General features: G+C 71.6%; 12 protein-coding genes and 3 pseudogenes. 6 read left to right on the top strand and 9 right to left on the bottom strand.

What is annotated here, in order from left to right:
- Window positions 1-4 precede the first annotated feature (4 nt).
- Both hemG and hemQ read left to right on the top strand, forming a co-directional pair.
- Window positions 5-1,549: a protoporphyrinogen oxidase gene (gene hemG / locus ACTWQR_RS26760; RefSeq protein ID WP_443229718.1), complete on the top strand. Its 1,545-nt coding sequence runs from the start codon at window positions 5-7 to the stop codon at window positions 1,547-1,549.
- A gap of 4 nt (window positions 1,550-1,553) precedes the next feature.
- Entirely contained in the window at window positions 1,554-2,285 is a 732-nt protein-coding gene (gene hemQ, locus ACTWQR_RS26755; protein WP_443229717.1) for a hydrogen peroxide-dependent heme synthase, read from the top strand.
- Window positions 2,286-2,419: 134 nt separating this feature from the next.
- On the opposite strand, the gene ACTWQR_RS26750 is transcribed toward hemQ, so the two are convergent.
- The 6 genes and pseudogenes from ACTWQR_RS26750 to ACTWQR_RS26725 all read right to left on the bottom strand — a co-directional run.
- Window positions 2,420-4,036 (bottom strand): alpha/beta hydrolase, encoded by a 1,617-nt coding sequence (locus ACTWQR_RS26750; protein ID WP_443229716.1) that lies wholly within the window; start codon window positions 4,034-4,036, stop codon window positions 2,420-2,422.
- Window positions 4,037-4,134: 98 nt separating this feature from the next.
- Window positions 4,135-4,908: a TIGR04222 domain-containing membrane protein gene (locus tag ACTWQR_RS26745; RefSeq protein ID WP_443229715.1), complete on the bottom strand. Its 774-nt coding sequence runs from the start codon at window positions 4,906-4,908 to the stop codon at window positions 4,135-4,137.
- A 240-nt stretch (window positions 4,909-5,148) separates the two neighbouring features.
- Window positions 5,149-5,907, bottom strand: a pseudogene (locus ACTWQR_RS26740) (DUF4142 domain-containing protein); the annotation flags it as partial.
- 377 nt (window positions 5,908-6,284) lie between these two features.
- Window positions 6,285-7,598: a DUF692 domain-containing protein gene (locus ACTWQR_RS26735; protein WP_443229714.1), complete on the bottom strand. Its 1,314-nt coding sequence runs from the start codon at window positions 7,596-7,598 to the stop codon at window positions 6,285-6,287.
- Window positions 7,599-7,799: 201 nt separating this feature from the next.
- On the bottom strand, window positions 7,800-8,594 hold the full coding sequence (locus ACTWQR_RS26730) for a DUF4142 domain-containing protein (RefSeq protein WP_443229713.1): 795 nt from the start codon (window positions 8,592-8,594) through the stop codon (window positions 7,800-7,802).
- A 161-nt stretch (window positions 8,595-8,755) separates the two neighbouring features.
- A pseudogene (locus ACTWQR_RS26725) lies at window positions 8,756-9,060 on the bottom strand (TetR/AcrR family transcriptional regulator); the annotation flags it as partial.
- Window positions 9,061-9,312: 252 nt separating this feature from the next.
- On the opposite strand from ACTWQR_RS26725, the gene ACTWQR_RS26720 reads away from it, so the two are divergent.
- Genes ACTWQR_RS26720 through ACTWQR_RS26710 form a run of 3 tightly spaced genes read left to right on the top strand, consistent with a single transcriptional unit; the run spans window position 9,313 to window position 13,593 of the window.
- Window positions 9,313-11,568 carry an MMPL family transporter gene (locus ACTWQR_RS26720; protein WP_443229712.1) on the top strand — a complete coding sequence of 752 codons (2,256 nt, stop codon included), beginning with the start codon at window positions 9,313-9,315 and terminating at the stop codon, window positions 11,566-11,568.
- A gap of 7 nt (window positions 11,569-11,575) precedes the next feature.
- Complete coding sequence (locus ACTWQR_RS26715) at window positions 11,576-12,904, top strand: sensor histidine kinase (protein ID WP_443229711.1); 1,329 nt, start codon at window positions 11,576-11,578, stop codon at window positions 12,902-12,904.
- Entirely contained in the window at window positions 12,901-13,593 is a 693-nt protein-coding gene (locus ACTWQR_RS26710; protein ID WP_443229710.1) for a response regulator transcription factor, read from the top strand. Before ACTWQR_RS26715 ends, ACTWQR_RS26710 begins: the two co-directional genes overlap by 4 nt.
- A 258-nt stretch (window positions 13,594-13,851) precedes the next feature.
- Here ACTWQR_RS26710 and ACTWQR_RS26705 read toward each other — a convergent pair whose 3' ends face one another.
- Window positions 13,852-14,679 (bottom strand): peptidyl-tRNA hydrolase, encoded by an 828-nt coding sequence (locus ACTWQR_RS26705; protein WP_443229709.1) that lies wholly within the window; start codon window positions 14,677-14,679, stop codon window positions 13,852-13,854.
- Between the two features lie 294 nt (window positions 14,680-14,973).
- Between ACTWQR_RS26705 and ACTWQR_RS26700 the strand changes: the two are divergent.
- Window positions 14,974-15,213, top strand: a pseudogene (locus tag ACTWQR_RS26700) (ABC transporter); the annotation flags it as partial.
- A gap of 20 nt (window positions 15,214-15,233) precedes the next feature.
- Here the strand turns inward: ACTWQR_RS26700 and ACTWQR_RS26695 are convergent.
- Window positions 15,234-15,473: a hypothetical protein gene (locus ACTWQR_RS26695; protein ID WP_443229708.1), complete on the bottom strand. Its 240-nt coding sequence runs from the start codon at window positions 15,471-15,473 to the stop codon at window positions 15,234-15,236.
- On the bottom strand, window positions 15,470-16,029 hold a 560-nt coding region (locus tag ACTWQR_RS26690), incomplete at its 5' end, for a polysaccharide deacetylase family protein (protein ID WP_443229707.1). The genes ACTWQR_RS26690 and ACTWQR_RS26695, both read right to left, overlap by 4 nt.

Genomic DNA, 16,029 nt, shown 5'->3' with positions numbered 1-16,029 from the left:
GGACATGCACGCGGACACACGTACGGACACGGATCATGTCGTCGTCATCGGGGGCGGTATCGCCGGTCTGGCCGCCGCCCACCGGCTGCTGGACGGCGGTGCGCGCGTGACCGTCCTGGAGGCCTCGGACCGGCTCGGCGGCAAGCTGCTGCCCGGCGAGATCGCGGGCGCGCGGGTGGACCTCGGCGCCGAGTCGATGCTCGCCCGGCGGCCCGAGGCGGTCGCGCTCGCCCGCGAGGTGGGCCTCACCGACCGGCTCCGGACGCCCGCCACGGCGAGTGCCTCGATCTGGACGCGCGGGGCGCTGCGGCCCATGCCCAAGGGCCATGTCATGGGCGTTCCCGGAGACGCGGCCGCCCTCTCCGGAGTCCTCTCCGAAGAAGGTCTGCACCGCATCGAGCAGGACCGCGACCTGCCGCGCACGGAGGTCGGCGACGATGTGGCGGTGGGCGAGTACGTCGCGGAGCGCCTCGGCCGAGAGGTCGTCGACCGCCTCATCGAGCCCTTGCTGGGCGGTGTCTACGCGGGCGACGCGTACCGCATCTCCATGCGGTCGGCCGTCCCCCAGCTCTTCGAGGCGGCCCGTGCGCACACGTCACTGACGGAGGCGGTCCGGGAGATCCAGGCCCGCGCGGCCGCCGCGCAGCAGACCGGCCCGGTCTTCATGGGGATCGAGGGAGGCGTCGGCCGACTGCCGCTCGCGGTGGCGGATTCGGTGCGCGCACGGGGTGGCGAGATCGTCCTTTCGGCTCCGGTGACGGAGCTGCGCAGGGTCGAGGGCGAGACGGAGGGCGAGGTCGCGGAGCAGGAGTCCGGGCCGCAGGGGGCCTCGGCGTCCGCCGGGCCGGACAGGCGCTGGCGCGTCGTGGCCGGAGGCCGGGTGATCCACACGGATGCCGTCGTCGTCGCCGTCCCGGCCGGCGCGGCCGCCGACCTGCTCGGCGGGGAGTCGCCCGCCGCCGCGGCCGAGCTCCGCGCCGTCGAGTACGCGTCCATGGCGCTGATCACCCTCGCCTACCGCCGCAGCGAGATCGCCCTCCCCGAAGGGAGCGGTTTTCTGGTGCCGCCTGTTGACGGGCGGACCATCAAGGCGTCGACGTTCGCGTCCCAGAAGTGGGGGTGGATCGCCGAGGAGGACCCGGACGTGGTGGTCCTGCGGACGTCCGTGGGGCGGTACGGGGAGACGGAGGTCCTCGGGCGGGAGGACGAAGCCCTCGTCGACGTGTCGCGGCACGATCTGCGCGAGGCCACCGGCCTGGACGCGGCACCCGTGGCGACCCGGGTGACGCGCTGGAACGACGGGCTGCCCCAGTACCCGGTGGGGCACTACGCGCGCGTGGTCCGCATCCGCGAGCACGTCGGCAAGCTGCCGGGCCTCGCCGTGTGCGGAGCGGCGTACGACGGCGTCGGCATCCCGGCATGCGTCGCGAGCGCGAACGCCGCCGTGGACAAGCTGGCCGTGGACAAGCTGAAGGGCGACAACCGGCCGGCGGCGGATGCGCTGATCGCGAACCCGGTGCGGAGCCCGCACGGCGGAGCGGGAGAATAGCCGCATGAGTGACGACGCCCCCACCACCGGCCCTGCCAGGACGCCCAACGCCGGCAAGAAGGCCAAGGACCTCAACGAGGTCATCCGCTACACCCTCTGGTCCGTGTTCAAACTGCGCGACCTGCTCCCCGAGGACCGTGCCGGTTACGCGGACGAGGTCCAGGAGCTCTTCGACCAGCTCGCCGCCAAGGACGTCACGATCCGCGGCACGTACGACGTCTCGGGCCTGCGCGCCGATGCCGACCTCATGATCTGGTGGCACGCGGAGACCGCCGACCAGCTCCAGGAGGCGTACAACCTCTTCCGCCGTACGAAGCTGGGCCGCGCCCTGGAGCCGGTCTGGTCGAACATGGCGCTGCACCGGCCGGCGGAGTTCAACCGCTCGCACGTCCCGGCGTTCCTCGCTGACGAGACGCCGCGCGACTACATCAGCGTGTACCCCTTCGTCCGTTCCTACGACTGGTACCTGCTGCCGGACGACGAGCGCCGCAAGATGCTCGCCGACCACGGCAAGATGGCCCGAGGCTTCCCGGACGTGCGCGCCAACACGGTCGCCTCGTTCTCGCTCGGTGACTACGAGTGGATTCTCGCCTTCGAGGCGGACGAGCTGTACCGGATCGTGGACCTCATGCGTCATCTGCGTGCCTCCGAGGCGCGGCGGCACGTGCGGGAGGAAGTCCCCTTCTACACCGGGCGCCGCAAGTCGGTCGCCGAGTTGGTCTCCGGCCTCGCGTAGCGCCTGGCGCTACGCGGGAAGGGCGGTACGGGAGCTGCGGGGCGGCTGTGGCTGGTCGCTCCACCACTCTCGGCTTCGCTCGAGCGGGGGGACCCCCATCGCGGCGGAGCCGCATTTGTCACAGCCCCGCGCCCCTAAAGGGGCGCAGCCTTTGTGTCGGACTTCGGCCTTGCCCGCTTGCTCAGCGCTGCGGGCTTCGGCTCCGCGTGCGGCGCGCACGCCGCGCGTCGCACCGGCAGGCGGCCCTCCAGCAGGTACGCGTCCAAGTAGCCGTTGACGCACTTGTTGGAGCCGGCCCCGATGCCGTGCGTGCCCGCCGCCTGTTCGGTCACCAGTACCGAATCGGACAGGCGTCGGTGCATCTCCAGGGCCCCCGAGTACGGCGTGGCCGCGTCGCGTTCGGCGGCCAGGATCAGCGTGGGCGGCAGTTCCCCGGGGGACGTGTGCACGTCGAGGGGCTGCCGGCGCGGCAGCGGCCAGTACGCGCACGGCAGGTTCATCCAGACGTTGTCCCAGGTCTCGAAGGGGGCCACGCGCGCGAGACGCGTGTTGTCGCGGTCCCAGGTTCGCCAGGACCTCGGCCAGGGCGCGTCGTTGCACTCGACGGCGGTGTAGACGGCCTTGCTGTTCTCCTGCTCGGTCACCCCCTCCGGATGCGGCCCCGCCTGGCGGATCAGCGGCTTCGGGTCGCCCTTCAGATACGCGGAGAGCGCCAGCGCGCGATGCGGCCAGTAGTCGTCGTAGTACCCGGCTTGCAGGAACGCGCTCTGCAGCTGCTCCGGCCCGACCTTGCCGCCTGCCGGCTCGGCGGCGAGCTGCGCCCGCGCCTTCTCGTAACCGCGCAGCACCTCTTCCGGCGTGTCGCCAAGGCCGTACACCTTGTCGTGCTTGGCGATCCAGGCGCGGAAGTCGGCCCAGCGGCCCTCGAAGGCGAGCGACTGGTCGAGGTTGTTCTGGTACCAGATCTGCTCCGGGTCCGGGTTCACGGCCGAGTCGAAGACCATCCGGCGTACGTGCGAGGGGAACAGCGTCGCGTACAGCGCCCCGAAGTACGTGCCGTACGACGCCCCCATGAAGGTCAGCTTCCGCTCGCCCAGCGCGGCGCGCAGGACGTCCAGGTCGCGGGCGTTGTTGAGTGAGGAGATGTGCTGGATTCCGCGTCCCGAACGCTGGAGGCAGCCGCGGGCGTAGGCCTTGGCCCGTGCGATGCGTTCCTCCTTGTACGACTCCGAGGGGTGGGTCGGCGACTGTGATGGGGCCTTCAGGAGCCGCTTCGGGTCCTGGCAGGAGATCGGCGCGGAGCGGCCCACACCGCGCGGGGCGTACCCGACGAGGTCGTACGCCGCCGCGATGCGCTTCCACTCCGGAACCATGCCGATCAGCGGAAAGTACATGCCGGAGGCGCCGGGCCCGCCCGGGTTGAAGACCAGCGAGCCCTGCCGTGGGACGGCCCGCTTTCCGTCCTTGCCGGTCGCCTTCACTCGGCTGACGGTCAGCTTGATCTTCTTGCCGTCGGGATGCGCGTAGTCGAGCGGCACCGTCACGGTGCCGCACTGGAGGCGGCCCGGCGTTTCCTGTTCCTCGGTGCACTTCCCGAAGCGGATGCCTTCGGCGGCGGCACGCTCGGCGGCGACGGCCGTTCCGTGCCGCTCGGCCCAGCCGAGCGAGGGCTGGGCGCCGCCCGCGGGGGCGGCGGTGAGAGCGGTCAGGACCAAGGACCCGGCTGTTCCATAGAGGGCGGCGGCTCTCATGGCTATCCCTTCGGTGCACGGCAGCAACAAAAGGGATATTTCGTTTGGTACTTGGCGAAGTAAAGCACCGCCCTGCCGGTGTCGGGGCAATGGCCCTGTCAATGACCCCGATGCGCGAAAGCCGCCCGCAGATCGGGTTCGCCGATCGCGCGGATGCCGCGTACGGCCACGGACGTGAGGTACGTACGGTCGTCGCTGCCCGGGTCCGCGCGGCAGGTCAGTGAGCTGAGCAGACGCTGGCCGGCCGGGGACGCCCAGTGCGTGTAGGGATGGACCTCGATGCGGGCGATGGTGAGGCAGCTCAGGGTGAGGATGAGGGGGAGCGTGAACCAGACGGCCACCAGCGCCCCGTTCTCCTGGGCCTGGGAGGGCATCAGCAGGGCGACGGCGGCCAGTGCCACCACGACCACGGCGGCGGCCCGTACCTGGCGGACGGCGCTCGCGACGGTGGTGTGGGCGCCGTCCGGTACGGCGAGGCCCGCCGCGACGAGACGGTCGGCGAGGGCGCGTACGGCCTCCGCGGCGGCGGCGGTCGCGCGGACCGGCGCTATCCGAGACTGTCCGTCCGGGCCTATCGCGCCCAGCACCGAGCGCTCCATCTCGTCTCTGCCGCGCGGGTCCACGACGGTCGCCCAGCCCGTGTGGGCGAGCAGCAGGCGGCGCTGCCGGGCCATCGACACCAGGGTCAGATCGGCGACCCGCGCGGGGCCGCCCGACAGGAACGCCGCCTCGTAGAGCGTCAAGCCGCGCCCGTGGGCGTCGCCGGTGTTGTCGTCGATGACGGCGGCAGCGCGGACGGAGGCCAGGCACAGGCGCGTACAGGACAGGCCGGCCGCGGCCCAGGCCAGAAGCAGGAGGAGGACCCAGAACATGCGGGATTTCTATGCGAAGGGGGACCGGCACGCCATGGCTTGTTCAAAATATGGACGCTGCGCCGTCATTGCGTGACGTTTCGCTTCGGAGGTCTTCGGTTGCTAGGACTTCTTGTCCTTGTCGTCCTGCTCGGCGGCCTGGTTCTGGGCCTCGTTCCGGGACTTGCCCTCGTCCTCGGAGTCCTCGGAACCCTTCGGCTCATTGGGTTCCTCGGATGCTTCGGCTTCCTTCGACTTCCCCGGCGGGGGGCTGGTCGCGGGGGCCGGCAGGGAGTAGCTCGGCGACGAGGACGGGGAGACCGGGACGGGCGGGCTGGGGGAGTCCGTCGGGCCGGGCGGGGCGGGGGAGCGGGTGATCGGGGGCGGGCTCGCGGCGGCCGCGTCGCGGGCCAGGGCGTCGAAGTCGACGAGGCCGGTGGCCTCCAGGACCTTGATGTGGTCCAGGACCGTGGTGTTCGCGTCGTCGGCGAGGTCGCGTACGAGCGAGTTGCGGGTGTTGGCGCGGATCTGGGCTACCAGGCCGAAGACCTTGCCGTGCGCCTTGCGGAGGATGTTCGCGAACTGGACGTCGTACTCCTCGCCCCGCGCCGAGCTCAGTGTGTCGAGCCACCCCTGTTGCTGCTCATTGGGCTGATTGGGCAGTTCGAGGCCGAGCCGTGAGGCAACGTTGCGCACCCGCGCGTCCAGGAACGTGTGGCCCTCGACGAGGTGTTCGCCCGCCGTGTGCACGGCCTGGGTGGTGCCGCGTTCCTCGGCCTGCTGGCCGGCGGGCAGCTCCCACAGGCCCGCGAGCCGGACCTTGGTGATGAACTCGCGGTCCAGGGCGGACAGGGGCCCGAATCTCGTCGACACGGTCTCGGCGTTCAGCGTGTCCACGCCGGTACCCGACCGGTCCGAGTACGACCAGATCGGGAAGATCAGCGCCACGAGGGTCGCCGTCAGGGCCGTGATGATGAGCCCGGTGCCGCTGAACACTCCGCGGCTGTTGATGGATCGCATGGTGCCTCCTGTTGCGGCACCGCACGTTAGTGCGCTTCGGATGGGGCTTGGCATATTACTGCGCGGAGTACGCCAACTGCGGTACGGGTTTGAACCGTCGGGGAACAGGGCGGCGCATCGGGCCGTGGGTGAGGTGTTTCCGCAGGTGGCTAGGTGTCGCGATGAGCCGCCGACGACGGGGTGAGACGCACGCCGGACAGGGGTGCGCAGGCGCGGGGCTGGATGCGCGGTCGCGCGGACGGGGCCGGGTCGGACAGCGGCGGCAGCGGGGTTGAGCAGGCAAGGGGCCGGTGTCGCCTGACGAACCGGCCCCAGTGCCGCTCAGGTGAGCGATCTCACGTGCGGACGGAGCCTCTACGTCAGCCGTCGAGAACCCCTCAACGCCTCAGCAGGACCCGGCGCGTGGCTCGGGCCAGCCGGGCCGCCGGGCGCCGCGACAGCGGTACCGGGCCCGAGCGCTCCAGCCACCAGTCGCTCACCTTCCGCCGCACCTCCGGGACTTCGAGGTGTCCGTCGAGCAGCAGGTACTCGGCGAAGTCCAACGCGTCCCGACGATAGCCGTCGGTCATGGGGTGCCCGTGCGCGTACGCCAGGAACGCCGTCCGGTACGTCCCCGCGAGTATCTCCGGCAGTTCCGGCGCGACCTTGCCCACGACATCGGCGCGCTTCGAGGCCAACGCCCGCGCCTGCACGGCCAGCCGCGCCCGGTCGAAGCCCTCGGGCACGGGCGTCCCCGCGACGAGCGCGGACAGCAGGGCGGCTTGCGCGAGCCCGAGCCGCTGGCGGGCAGGGTCGGTGGAGCCGGCGGAGGCCGCGGAGCCGGCGCGTGCGGCCGGGGCCGGGGCCGGCCCGGCATCCTCTGCCGCTGCCCTCGCCTCCACCGTCTCCCGTATCGCCGTCAACTCCCGCTCCAGCTCGGCCGGCTCGGGAAAGTTCTCGTCCCGCTCCAGGAGCACGCCCGGCGGGCGCACCCGGGACGCGAGGTCGGCGAGGATGTCGAGGACCGCGCGAGGCACGGCGTGGGCGTGGCTGTCGTGCCAGACGCCGTCGCGTTCGAAGCCGCCGGCCACATGGACGTAGGCGATGGCCTCGACGGGGAGTTCGTCGAGGGCCTTGGCGGGGTCCTCGTCGCGGTTTACGTGGTTGGTGTGGAGGTTGGCCACGTCGATGAGGAGTCGTACGCCCGTGCGGTCCACCAGGTCGTACAGGAACTGGCCCTCGGTCATCTCCTCGCCGGGCCAGCAGACCAGCGCCGCGATGTTCTCCACGGCGAGCGGCACGGGGAGCGAGTCCTGCGCGACGCGGATGTTCTCGCACAGGACGTCGAGGGCGTCCCGGGTGCGGGGGACCGGCAGCAGATGTCCGGCCTCGAGGCGGGGCGACGCGGTGAGGGCGCCGCCCGCTCGTACGAACGCGATGTGCTCGGTGACCAGCGGAGAACCAAGGGCCTCGGCGCGGGCCGCCAGCTCGGCGAGCTTGTCCTCGTCCGGCCGGTCCGCGCCGCCGAGCCCGAGCGAGACCCCGTGCGGAACCACCGTGACGCCGCGCCCGCGCAGCCGCACCAGCGACTCGGGGAGATGCCCCGGGCACACGTTCTCCGCGACGGCCTCGACCCAGTCGATGCCCGGCATGCGTTCCACGGCGTCGGCGATCTCCGGCCGCCAGCCGATTCCCGTACCCAAGTGCTTCATCGTCCCCCTCCTTCACCACGGTTTACCAGGACCTGTGCGTCGTCTCCTTCGACGGACCTGTGTTCCGGCGTGAGAGAGTCATGGCCCCGGCAGGCGGGGCCGAACCCATCGATGGGGACGTTCAGAGCTACATTTGAGCTTTGCGGCACTTGAGGTCCGGCCAGGACCGGACCGTCGCGGACGAGCCGCTACCGCCGACCGCTACCGCGTCGGCGGGGCCTCCGGGTCCTCGGGCTCCGGCCGGTTCGTGTTGACGGTGCCCGGCGCTCCCGGGGAGGGCCTCGAGGTGGTGTCGATGTCCCCCGTCGGTTCCGCGGGCGGCGCGCTGGGCGGTGTCACTCCGGCGGCCGGCGGCGGCGGACCGGTCGGGCCGGCTGTCGTCCCGGCCACCGAGTCGTTGGCGATCGCGTCGAAGTCGACCGCGCCGGTCTTCTCCAGCACCGTGATGTGGTCGAGCACGGTCTGGTTGGCGTCCGAGGCGAGCTGCCGCACCAGCGAGTTGCGCGTGCTGTTCCGTACCGCTCCGATCACCGGGAAGATCTTGCCGTGCGCGGACCGCAGAAGGTTGGCCCACGTCTTCACGTAGTCCTCGCCGGTACCCGCCGCCGTCATCTGGTTCAGCCAGCCCTGCTGCTGGTCGGTCGGCTGGTTCGGCAGCTCGACGCCGAGGTCCCGCGCCACGACCCGCACCCGCTTGTCGAGGTCGGTGTGACCGACGATCAGGTGATCGGCCGCTTCCCTCATCGGCCCGCTGGGGGCACGCTCGAGCGCCTGCTGCGCCGCGGGCAGTTCCCACAGTCCGGCGAGCCGCACCCGGACGATCAGGTCGCGGTCGGCGGCGGACAGCGGCCCCCAGCGCGTCGGTACGGACCCGGCTGCGAGGTTCGCCTCTCCGGTGCCCGCGCGGTCGGTGTACGACCACACCGGGAACGCGAGTGCGCCGAGCGTGCCGACAAGTGCCACGATGACGAGAGCCGTACCGTTGATACGACGCAAAGGAGCCTCCCGGGGAAAACAACTGGTCGTCGAGAATGTTTACTTGGCCAGCGCGGGGAGATACGGCCGGGACGGCCGGGATGTTCAATCGTCGACGGAGGCCGTTCCGATCGGCCACTCCACGGGCGAAAGCCCAAGCAGCCGAAGCGTTTCGCCCAGCGGATCCGCCCGGTCCGCCCGGCCGGGACTTCGGCCGCGGGCTTGATCATCTGCTCCAGTTGGACGCGTGAGGCCTCGCTCACGGTGGCCAGTTGCAGCTCCTGCTTCGAGCCGAAGAGGCGAAGACCCCGCTCTTGCTGAGCCGCAGCTCGGGCGCGAGGCGGCCGACCGAGAGCGCCTCCAAGCCCTCGACGGAGGCGATGTCGACGGTACGGCGAAGCACCAACTGCCTTGTGCGGTCACCCCGTTCGATCCTGCCGTCCAGCCGTGTCATCGCGCGATCTCGTTCAGGTGTAGGACCTTGCATTCCGCTCTCACCTGCATGATTCCCTGTCCGTTCCCTCGTGGGCTTCTTGGGCCCCGTTGAAGCCCAAGCCGGCGTCGAGACCCAAGTCGGCCTGTAGTGCGTATGCACCAGGACACGTGAGTGGCTGGTCCGGGTGCACCAGGCGAAGACGGCGGCGGAGGACGATGCCCGGCGGGGCGCCGGAGGGAAGTGTTGGAGGCGCGTAAATCTCACGCATTCCCCTTGCCTTACGGCGTCTGGAGTGATCAACAAATGGCGACATTTCTTTACCGGGTCGGACGGTGGTCCTTCCGACGGCGCCGACTCGTGCTTCGTCTGTGGCTGGGTGCCCTGCTGCTGGCCGTCGCCGCCGCCGCCATGGCGCCTGCCGGGGAGGAGGAGGACCTCTCCATGCCCGGTACCGAGTCGCAGGAGGCGTTCGACCTGCTGGACGACCGCTTCCCCGAGAGCAACTCCCAGGGTGCCGAGGCCCGCTTGGTGTTCCAGGCCCCGGACGGGCAGCGGGTGACGGCCAGGGAGCACAAGGCGGCAGTCGAGGACACGCTCGGCTCGCTGGACGGGGGCGATCAGGTCGCGTCGACCACCGACCCCTATGAGACCGGCGCTGTCAGCGAGGACGGCACCATCGCCTACTCCACGATCACCTACACCGCGGACGCCGTCGATCTGACCGCGCCGACGAAGAGCGCCCTCGAGGACGCCGCGAGCCAGGCCCGGGACGCGGGACTGACCGTGGAGATCGGCGGCTCGGCCCTGGACTCGGAAGAGGCACCGGGCGGTACCACTGAGCTCATCGGCGTGGCGGTGGCGGCGGTGGTGCTGGTCCTCGCCCTCGGGTCGCTGGTCGCGGCCGGACTGTCGCTGCTGACCGCCTTCGTGGGTGTGGCCATCGCCTTCGGCCTGGTCTCCGCGCTGGCCGTTCCGCTGGGCCTGACGTCCACCGTCGCCATCCTGGCGCTGATGCTGGGCCTTGCGGTCGGCATCGACTACGCACTCTTCATCACCTCCCGCTTCCGCGACGAGCGCGCCCAGGGCAGCGAGCCGGAGGAGGCGGCCGGCCGGGCGGTGGGCACGGCCGGATCCGCGGTCGTCTTCGCCGGCGCGACGGTCTTCATCGCCCTGGTCGGGCTCGGGGTCGTCGGAATCCCCGAACTCACCAAGATGGGCATGGGCGGCGCGGGCGCCGTGGCCCTTGCCGTACTCGTCGCACTGACCCTGGTCCCCGCGCTGTTCGGCTACTTCGGCCGGCGGGTACTGTCCCGCCGTGTCCGCAAGGCCACCCGGCCTGGCAGCGAGCGCCCGCACCCGGTGCCCACCGCGGCCGGCCGGTCCGGGCTCGGCACCCGCTGGGCGCGGTTCGTGCTGCGTCGGCCGGTGGCCGTGCTGCTGATCGCCGGACTCGGTCTGGGGGCCGTCGCCCTACCGGCGCTGAGCCTCGAACTCGGGCTGCCCGGAGACGAGTCCAAGTCGGTGGAGACCACCCAGCGCCGTGCCTACGACCTGCTGTCAGAAGGCTTCGGCCCCGGCTTCAACGGCCCGCTGACCGTGGTCGTGGACACGGCGGCGTCTTCGGGGTCCGAGGACCCCCGGGCCACCACGGACCTGGTCGTCAAAACCGTCCGGGGAGTCGACGGGGTCGCGTCGGTCGGTGACCCGGTTCTCAGCGAGACCAAGGACACGGCTGTCCTCACCGCCGTCCCGCGGACCGCGCCGAACAGCGGCGAGACCAAGGACCTGGTGCACGCGATCCGGGGCGCGGTCTCCGGCGTCGAGGCCGACACCGGCGCAGGCATCCTGGTGACCGGCACCACCGCGATGAACATCGACATCTCCGAAGCCATGTCCGACGCCCTCATCCCCTATCTGACCGTGGTCATCGGCCTGGCGGTGCTCCTGCTGATGGTGGTCTTCCGCTCGGTCCTGGTGCCGGTCAAGGCCGCGCTCGGCTTCCTGCTGTCGGTGGGTGCCGCCTTCGGCGTCCTCGTCGCGGTCTTCCAGTGGGGCTGGGCGGCAGACCTGCTCGGCATCGAGCAGACCGGACCGGTCATGTCGCTGATGCCGATTCTCATCATCGGCATAGTGTTCGGCCTCGCCATGGACTACGAGGTCTTCCTCCTCACCCGGATGCGGGAGGCCTACGTCCATGGCGTGTCCCCCGGCGAGGCGATCGTCAACGGTTTCCGGCACAGCGGACGTGTGGTGGCCGCGGCGGCGATCATCATGATCAGTGTGTTCGCCGGATTCATCGGGATGAGCAGCCCGACCATCCAGACGATGGGCGTCGGCCTGGCCTCCGCCGTCCTCTTCGACGCCTTCGTGGTCCGGATGGCGATCGTGCCCGCGGTCCTGGCACTGCTCGGACACCGGGCCTGGTGGCTGCCTCGTATCCTGAACCGCGTGCTGCCGAACGTGGATATCGAGGGTGAGGCACTGAGCAGGCATGTCCCGGCCTCCGCGACCGAGCCGGACACAGCGGTGCAGCGGTTCCCCGTCCGCGGCCGGAACTGAGCCGGCCATGACGAACAGGGGTGGCGGCGGCCCGCGACCACGCGGCATGTGGTGGCGGGAGGGAGCGATCACGGCGACGGCGTTCGCGCTCTGTCTGCTCGGCGGCGCGCTGCGGGACGACGGCCGCGGGCTGTCAGCGCCGCCTGCCGCCGCCTACTTCATCGCCGTGGTGTCCTGTGCCGCGCTGCCGGTGCGGCACCGGGCGCCCCTGATCGCCATGGCGGTCACGACCGCGAGTGGCGTGCTGGTGCCGGCCTTGGGCCTCCTGCTGAGCCCGCTCGTCGTGGCACCCGCCGTGATCACCGCCTACTCGCTCACCGTGCGTACCGAACGGCACGCGGTGAGCGCGGTGGCGCTCACCTCCGGGGCACTGCTGGTCGCCTTCGCCCCCGTGTTCGGGGCCCTCTCGTGGAAGGACGCGAGCAGGATGGGAGCGGTGGTGGCGTTCCCGATGGCGGCCGGCGTGCTCGCTCACTCGGTGCAGAACCGGCGGGCCTATCTGGCGGCCGTGGAGGAGCGGGCCCGGCGGGCCGAGGAGAGCCGGGACAGCGAGGCGCGCCGGAGAGTGGCCGAGGAACGGGTGCGCATCGCCCGGGAACTGCACGACCTCGTGGCCCATCAGATCACCCTGGCCAACGCGCAGGCCACGGTCGCCGCCCACCTCTTCGACGCCCGCCCGGAGCAGACCCGCAAGAGCCTGAAAGAACTCGTCGAGACCACCAGCGACGCGCTCGACGACCTTCGGGCCACGGTCGGTCTGCTGCGTCAGTCAGGGGACGCGGCCGCGCCCGCCGAACCGGCGCCCGGGCTGTCCCGGCTTCCCACGCTCCTCGACTCCTTCCGCCGCGCGGGTCTGGAGGTGTCGGTACATCAGGAGGGCACGGCCAGGCCGCTGCCGCCGGGACTGGACCTCACCGCCTTCCGCATCGTCCAGGAGGCACTGACCAACGTGACCAAGCACGCCGGTACCGGTAGCGCCCGGGTGCGCCTCGCCTGGAACCGCGATCGCGTGACGATCACCGTCGCCGACGACGGAGGGGGCGGCCGTACGGCGCAGACCGCGTCGACGGGACCGAGTGCGCCCACGGTGGGGAACCGTCCGCCCGGTTACGGTCTGATCGGGATGCGTGAACGTGCCACCGCGGTCGGGGGACACCTCTCCGCGGGCAGGCGCCCGGAGGGCGGCTTCCTCGTCTCCACCCAGCTGCCCCTCCCGCCCGCCAAGGACACGACGCGGAGGACTGACGGAGCGACAACCACCGATGAGGGACGGATGGCCGACGAAGCGACAGGCGACGGACGGACGGGCGACCGAGAGGCCGGGGATGCGCCGTGACGCTCAGGGTGCTGCTCGCGGACGACCAGGCCCTGCTCCGCGGTGCCTTCCGGATGCTCCTCGACAGCACCGACGACATCACCGTGGTCGGCGAGGCCGGTGACGGCAGGGAGGCGGTGAGACTCACCCGGGAACTGCGCCCGGACGTGGTGATCATGGACATCCGTATGCCCGAGGTGGACGGTCTCACCGCCACATCGGAGATCTGCGCGGACCCGGAACTGCGTGCCAGCCGCATCCTGATCCTCACCACGTACGAGACCGACGAGTACGTCGCTCAGGCGCTGCGCGCGGGGGCCGGCGGCTTCATCGGCAAGGGCATCGGGGCCGAGGACCTGGCGGACGCCGTCCGTACGATCGCCGAGGGCGACACCCTTCTGTCCCCCGCCGCGACCCGCTCCCTGGTCGCCCGTTTCCTGGCCACACCGGACAACGCCCCGCCGCGCCATGCCGAACAACTCGCCGTGCTCACCCCGCGCGAACGCGAGATGGTGGCTCTGGTCGCGACCGGCCTGTCCAACCAGGAGATCGCCGAGCGGATGTTCCTCAGCCCCTTCACCGTCCGCGCCCACGTGCACCGCGCCATGACGAAGCTGGAGGCCCGCGACCGGGCGCAACTCGTCGTCATCGCCTACCGGACGGGCCTGGCCCGCGCCACCCCCGACGGTGGCACCGACCGCCGGTCGTAGTCCGATACCAGGGCCCTGCGGCGGCTCCACGCGGCCGGCAGCGCACACACCGCGCTGCTCGCCGCGGCGCGCGTGACACCGGCGGGTTCGGTGCGAGGCCGGCCAACAGACCACCGGCCGAGCAGCTGGCGCTCAGCCTGGTGCCAGTCCCGCACACGCGGCGTCGGGTGAACGGCCCAATCCGGCCGACACGACCGCATGGGTCGGACAACCCATGCGTGACCAGTCAGGCACCGCATGCTCAAGCACAACAGCCGGTCACTGGCGTCGTGGGCCCGGCAGAGAACCGACGCGGTGATGCCCTTCGACTACGAGAGTTTTCCCGGGGGCGATCTCCGTGAAGCCCGCGTCGCGGACCAACGGCAGCCCGCTCGTGGTGAGTTGGGCCCAGCGGTCGGGGTCGGCGGTACGGACGGCGAGCGGGAAACCCGCCTCGCGCCACGCCGTACGCTCCTCGTCCGACAGCTCCCACCATGCCAGTTGGGCGCCGTGGCCCGACTGGGCCATCTCCTTGCCTGCCGTCATGTCCAGGTACGGGCTCAGCCACAGCACGGGGACCGAGGGGTCCGCGTCCACCGGCGGCTCCGGGTCGTCGAGGTCGGTGCCGGAGACCTGGAGGCGGGCCAGGTCCTTGGGCCAGCCGTCCAGAGGGACCGGCGGGAAGACGCGGACCTCGGCCGATTTTCCGGTGACGGTGATGCCGGACAGCGCCTCGGCCCGCCGCCACTCGGCACCGCGTGCCCGCCGTACGACCTTGCGGATCCGGGCGTCCTGCCAGTCCCGCACGGCCTGCGCCCACTCCCCGTCTCCGAGCGACCGTTCGTCGCTGAGGATCACCAGGACGGCGCGGGCCGCGGTCTCCAGCGCGTCCGTACGGGCCGGGGGCTCGTTCCGCTCGATGCGGACGACGAGCGGCAGCACGAACTGCGGTGCCTCGTCGCGGGCGGTCGTCTCGTGGCGGAAGGGGCTGTCCTGCGGGGTGTCACCGGCACCGGCACCGGCACTGACACCGGCACTGGTGTGGGTGTCGGCACTGGCGTCGGTTTCGCTCTCGGCGCCGGAGGCGGTCGTCTGGTCACTGCTCACGTCCTCCAGTCTGCCAGGCGGAAGATCGGCGCTCTGCGGGGTTCGTCTGCGCGGTTCGTCTGCGCGGTTCGTTGCTCGGTCTGTTGCCTGGCTCGTCTGCTCGGTTCCTCTGCGCGCGGCCGAATGTCCGCTCCTCTGCGCGCGGCCGAATGTCCGCTCCTCTGCGCGCGGCCGAATGTCCGCGCGAGGATGGGCCGCATGAATCGCGAGTTACGGCTTGAGGGGGTCGGCCGCCGCTACGGACTCGGCGGCGGTCCATGGGTCCTGCGAGGCGTCGACCTGACGCTGACCCCCGGCACCCTGACGACGTGGCCGCTGCTGCGGTCCACGGGCCGGGCGGTACCGGCGATGCTGCTCGCGGCGGTGCTGGCGCTGGTGGTGACGGGGTCACCGGCCCGCGCGGCGATCACCGACCTGGGGTCGGGGTCGCGGGCCGGGGCCGTACCGGCACCGGTGCTGCCGCTGCTCGCGGCGGGGGCGCTGGCGGCGGGCGCGGTCGGCGTGGCCTGCGCGCTCACGTCGCGACGGGGCTGACCTGCCTCCGCCCGGAGCCTTCACCCGGAGCAGGCCGTGCGCTGCGCCTCCTGCCACTCGCAGACGGGACAGAGCGTGATCCCCCTGTACGACTCCGGGTACTCGGTGGGCTTTTGGCACAGCACGCACTCCGCGAAGGGCGGACCCTCAGTCTTGGCTTGGCCCGCTTGGCCCGCTTGGCCCGCTTGGCCCGCCTGGGTCGGCTGAGCCGCCTGGGTCGACGAAGGCGCTGGGTCGTCGGTGCCGCAGTAGTCGCTCATGGTTCCAGGGTAGGCCGCCCCTGACCGGACGCTGCCCCGATCATCTCTGACACCTTCACGAAGCGAAACCCGCGTTTCCGCAGCTCGGGAACGATCGTCCGGACGGCCTCCTCGGTCGTCGGCGCCGCGCTCCGTGTGCAGTGCATGACGACCACCGACCCCGGCCGCACTCCGTCGAGTACCTCGCGCGTCACGGCGTCCGCGTCCGTCGCGAAGGCGTCTCCGCTCACGACGTCCCACTGCACGGCCGTCACACCGGCCGAGCTCAGCGCCCGCAGTGCGCGCCGGTCGTAACACCCGCCGGGGAAGCGGAAGTACGGCATGGGACGGTCCACGCCCGCCTTCCGGAACGTGGCGAACGCCCGCTCCACGTCCGCCCGCATCCGCGCCTCGGGGACGGTCGGCAGGCCGTAGCAGTCGTTGGTGAAGGCGTAATGGCTGTACGAGTGGTTCGCGACCTCGAAGAGGGGGTCGCGCCCGATGGCCCGCGCTTCCCCGGGGTACTCCTCGGCCCACCGTCCCGTCATGAACACGGTGGCCGGCACCTCCAACCGCC

The organism is Streptomyces sp. 2A115, from assembly GCF_052245575.1.
GTDB lineage: Bacteria > Actinomycetota > Actinomycetes > Streptomycetales > Streptomycetaceae > Streptomyces.
This window is presented reverse-complemented; position numbering and strand designations above follow the sequence as displayed.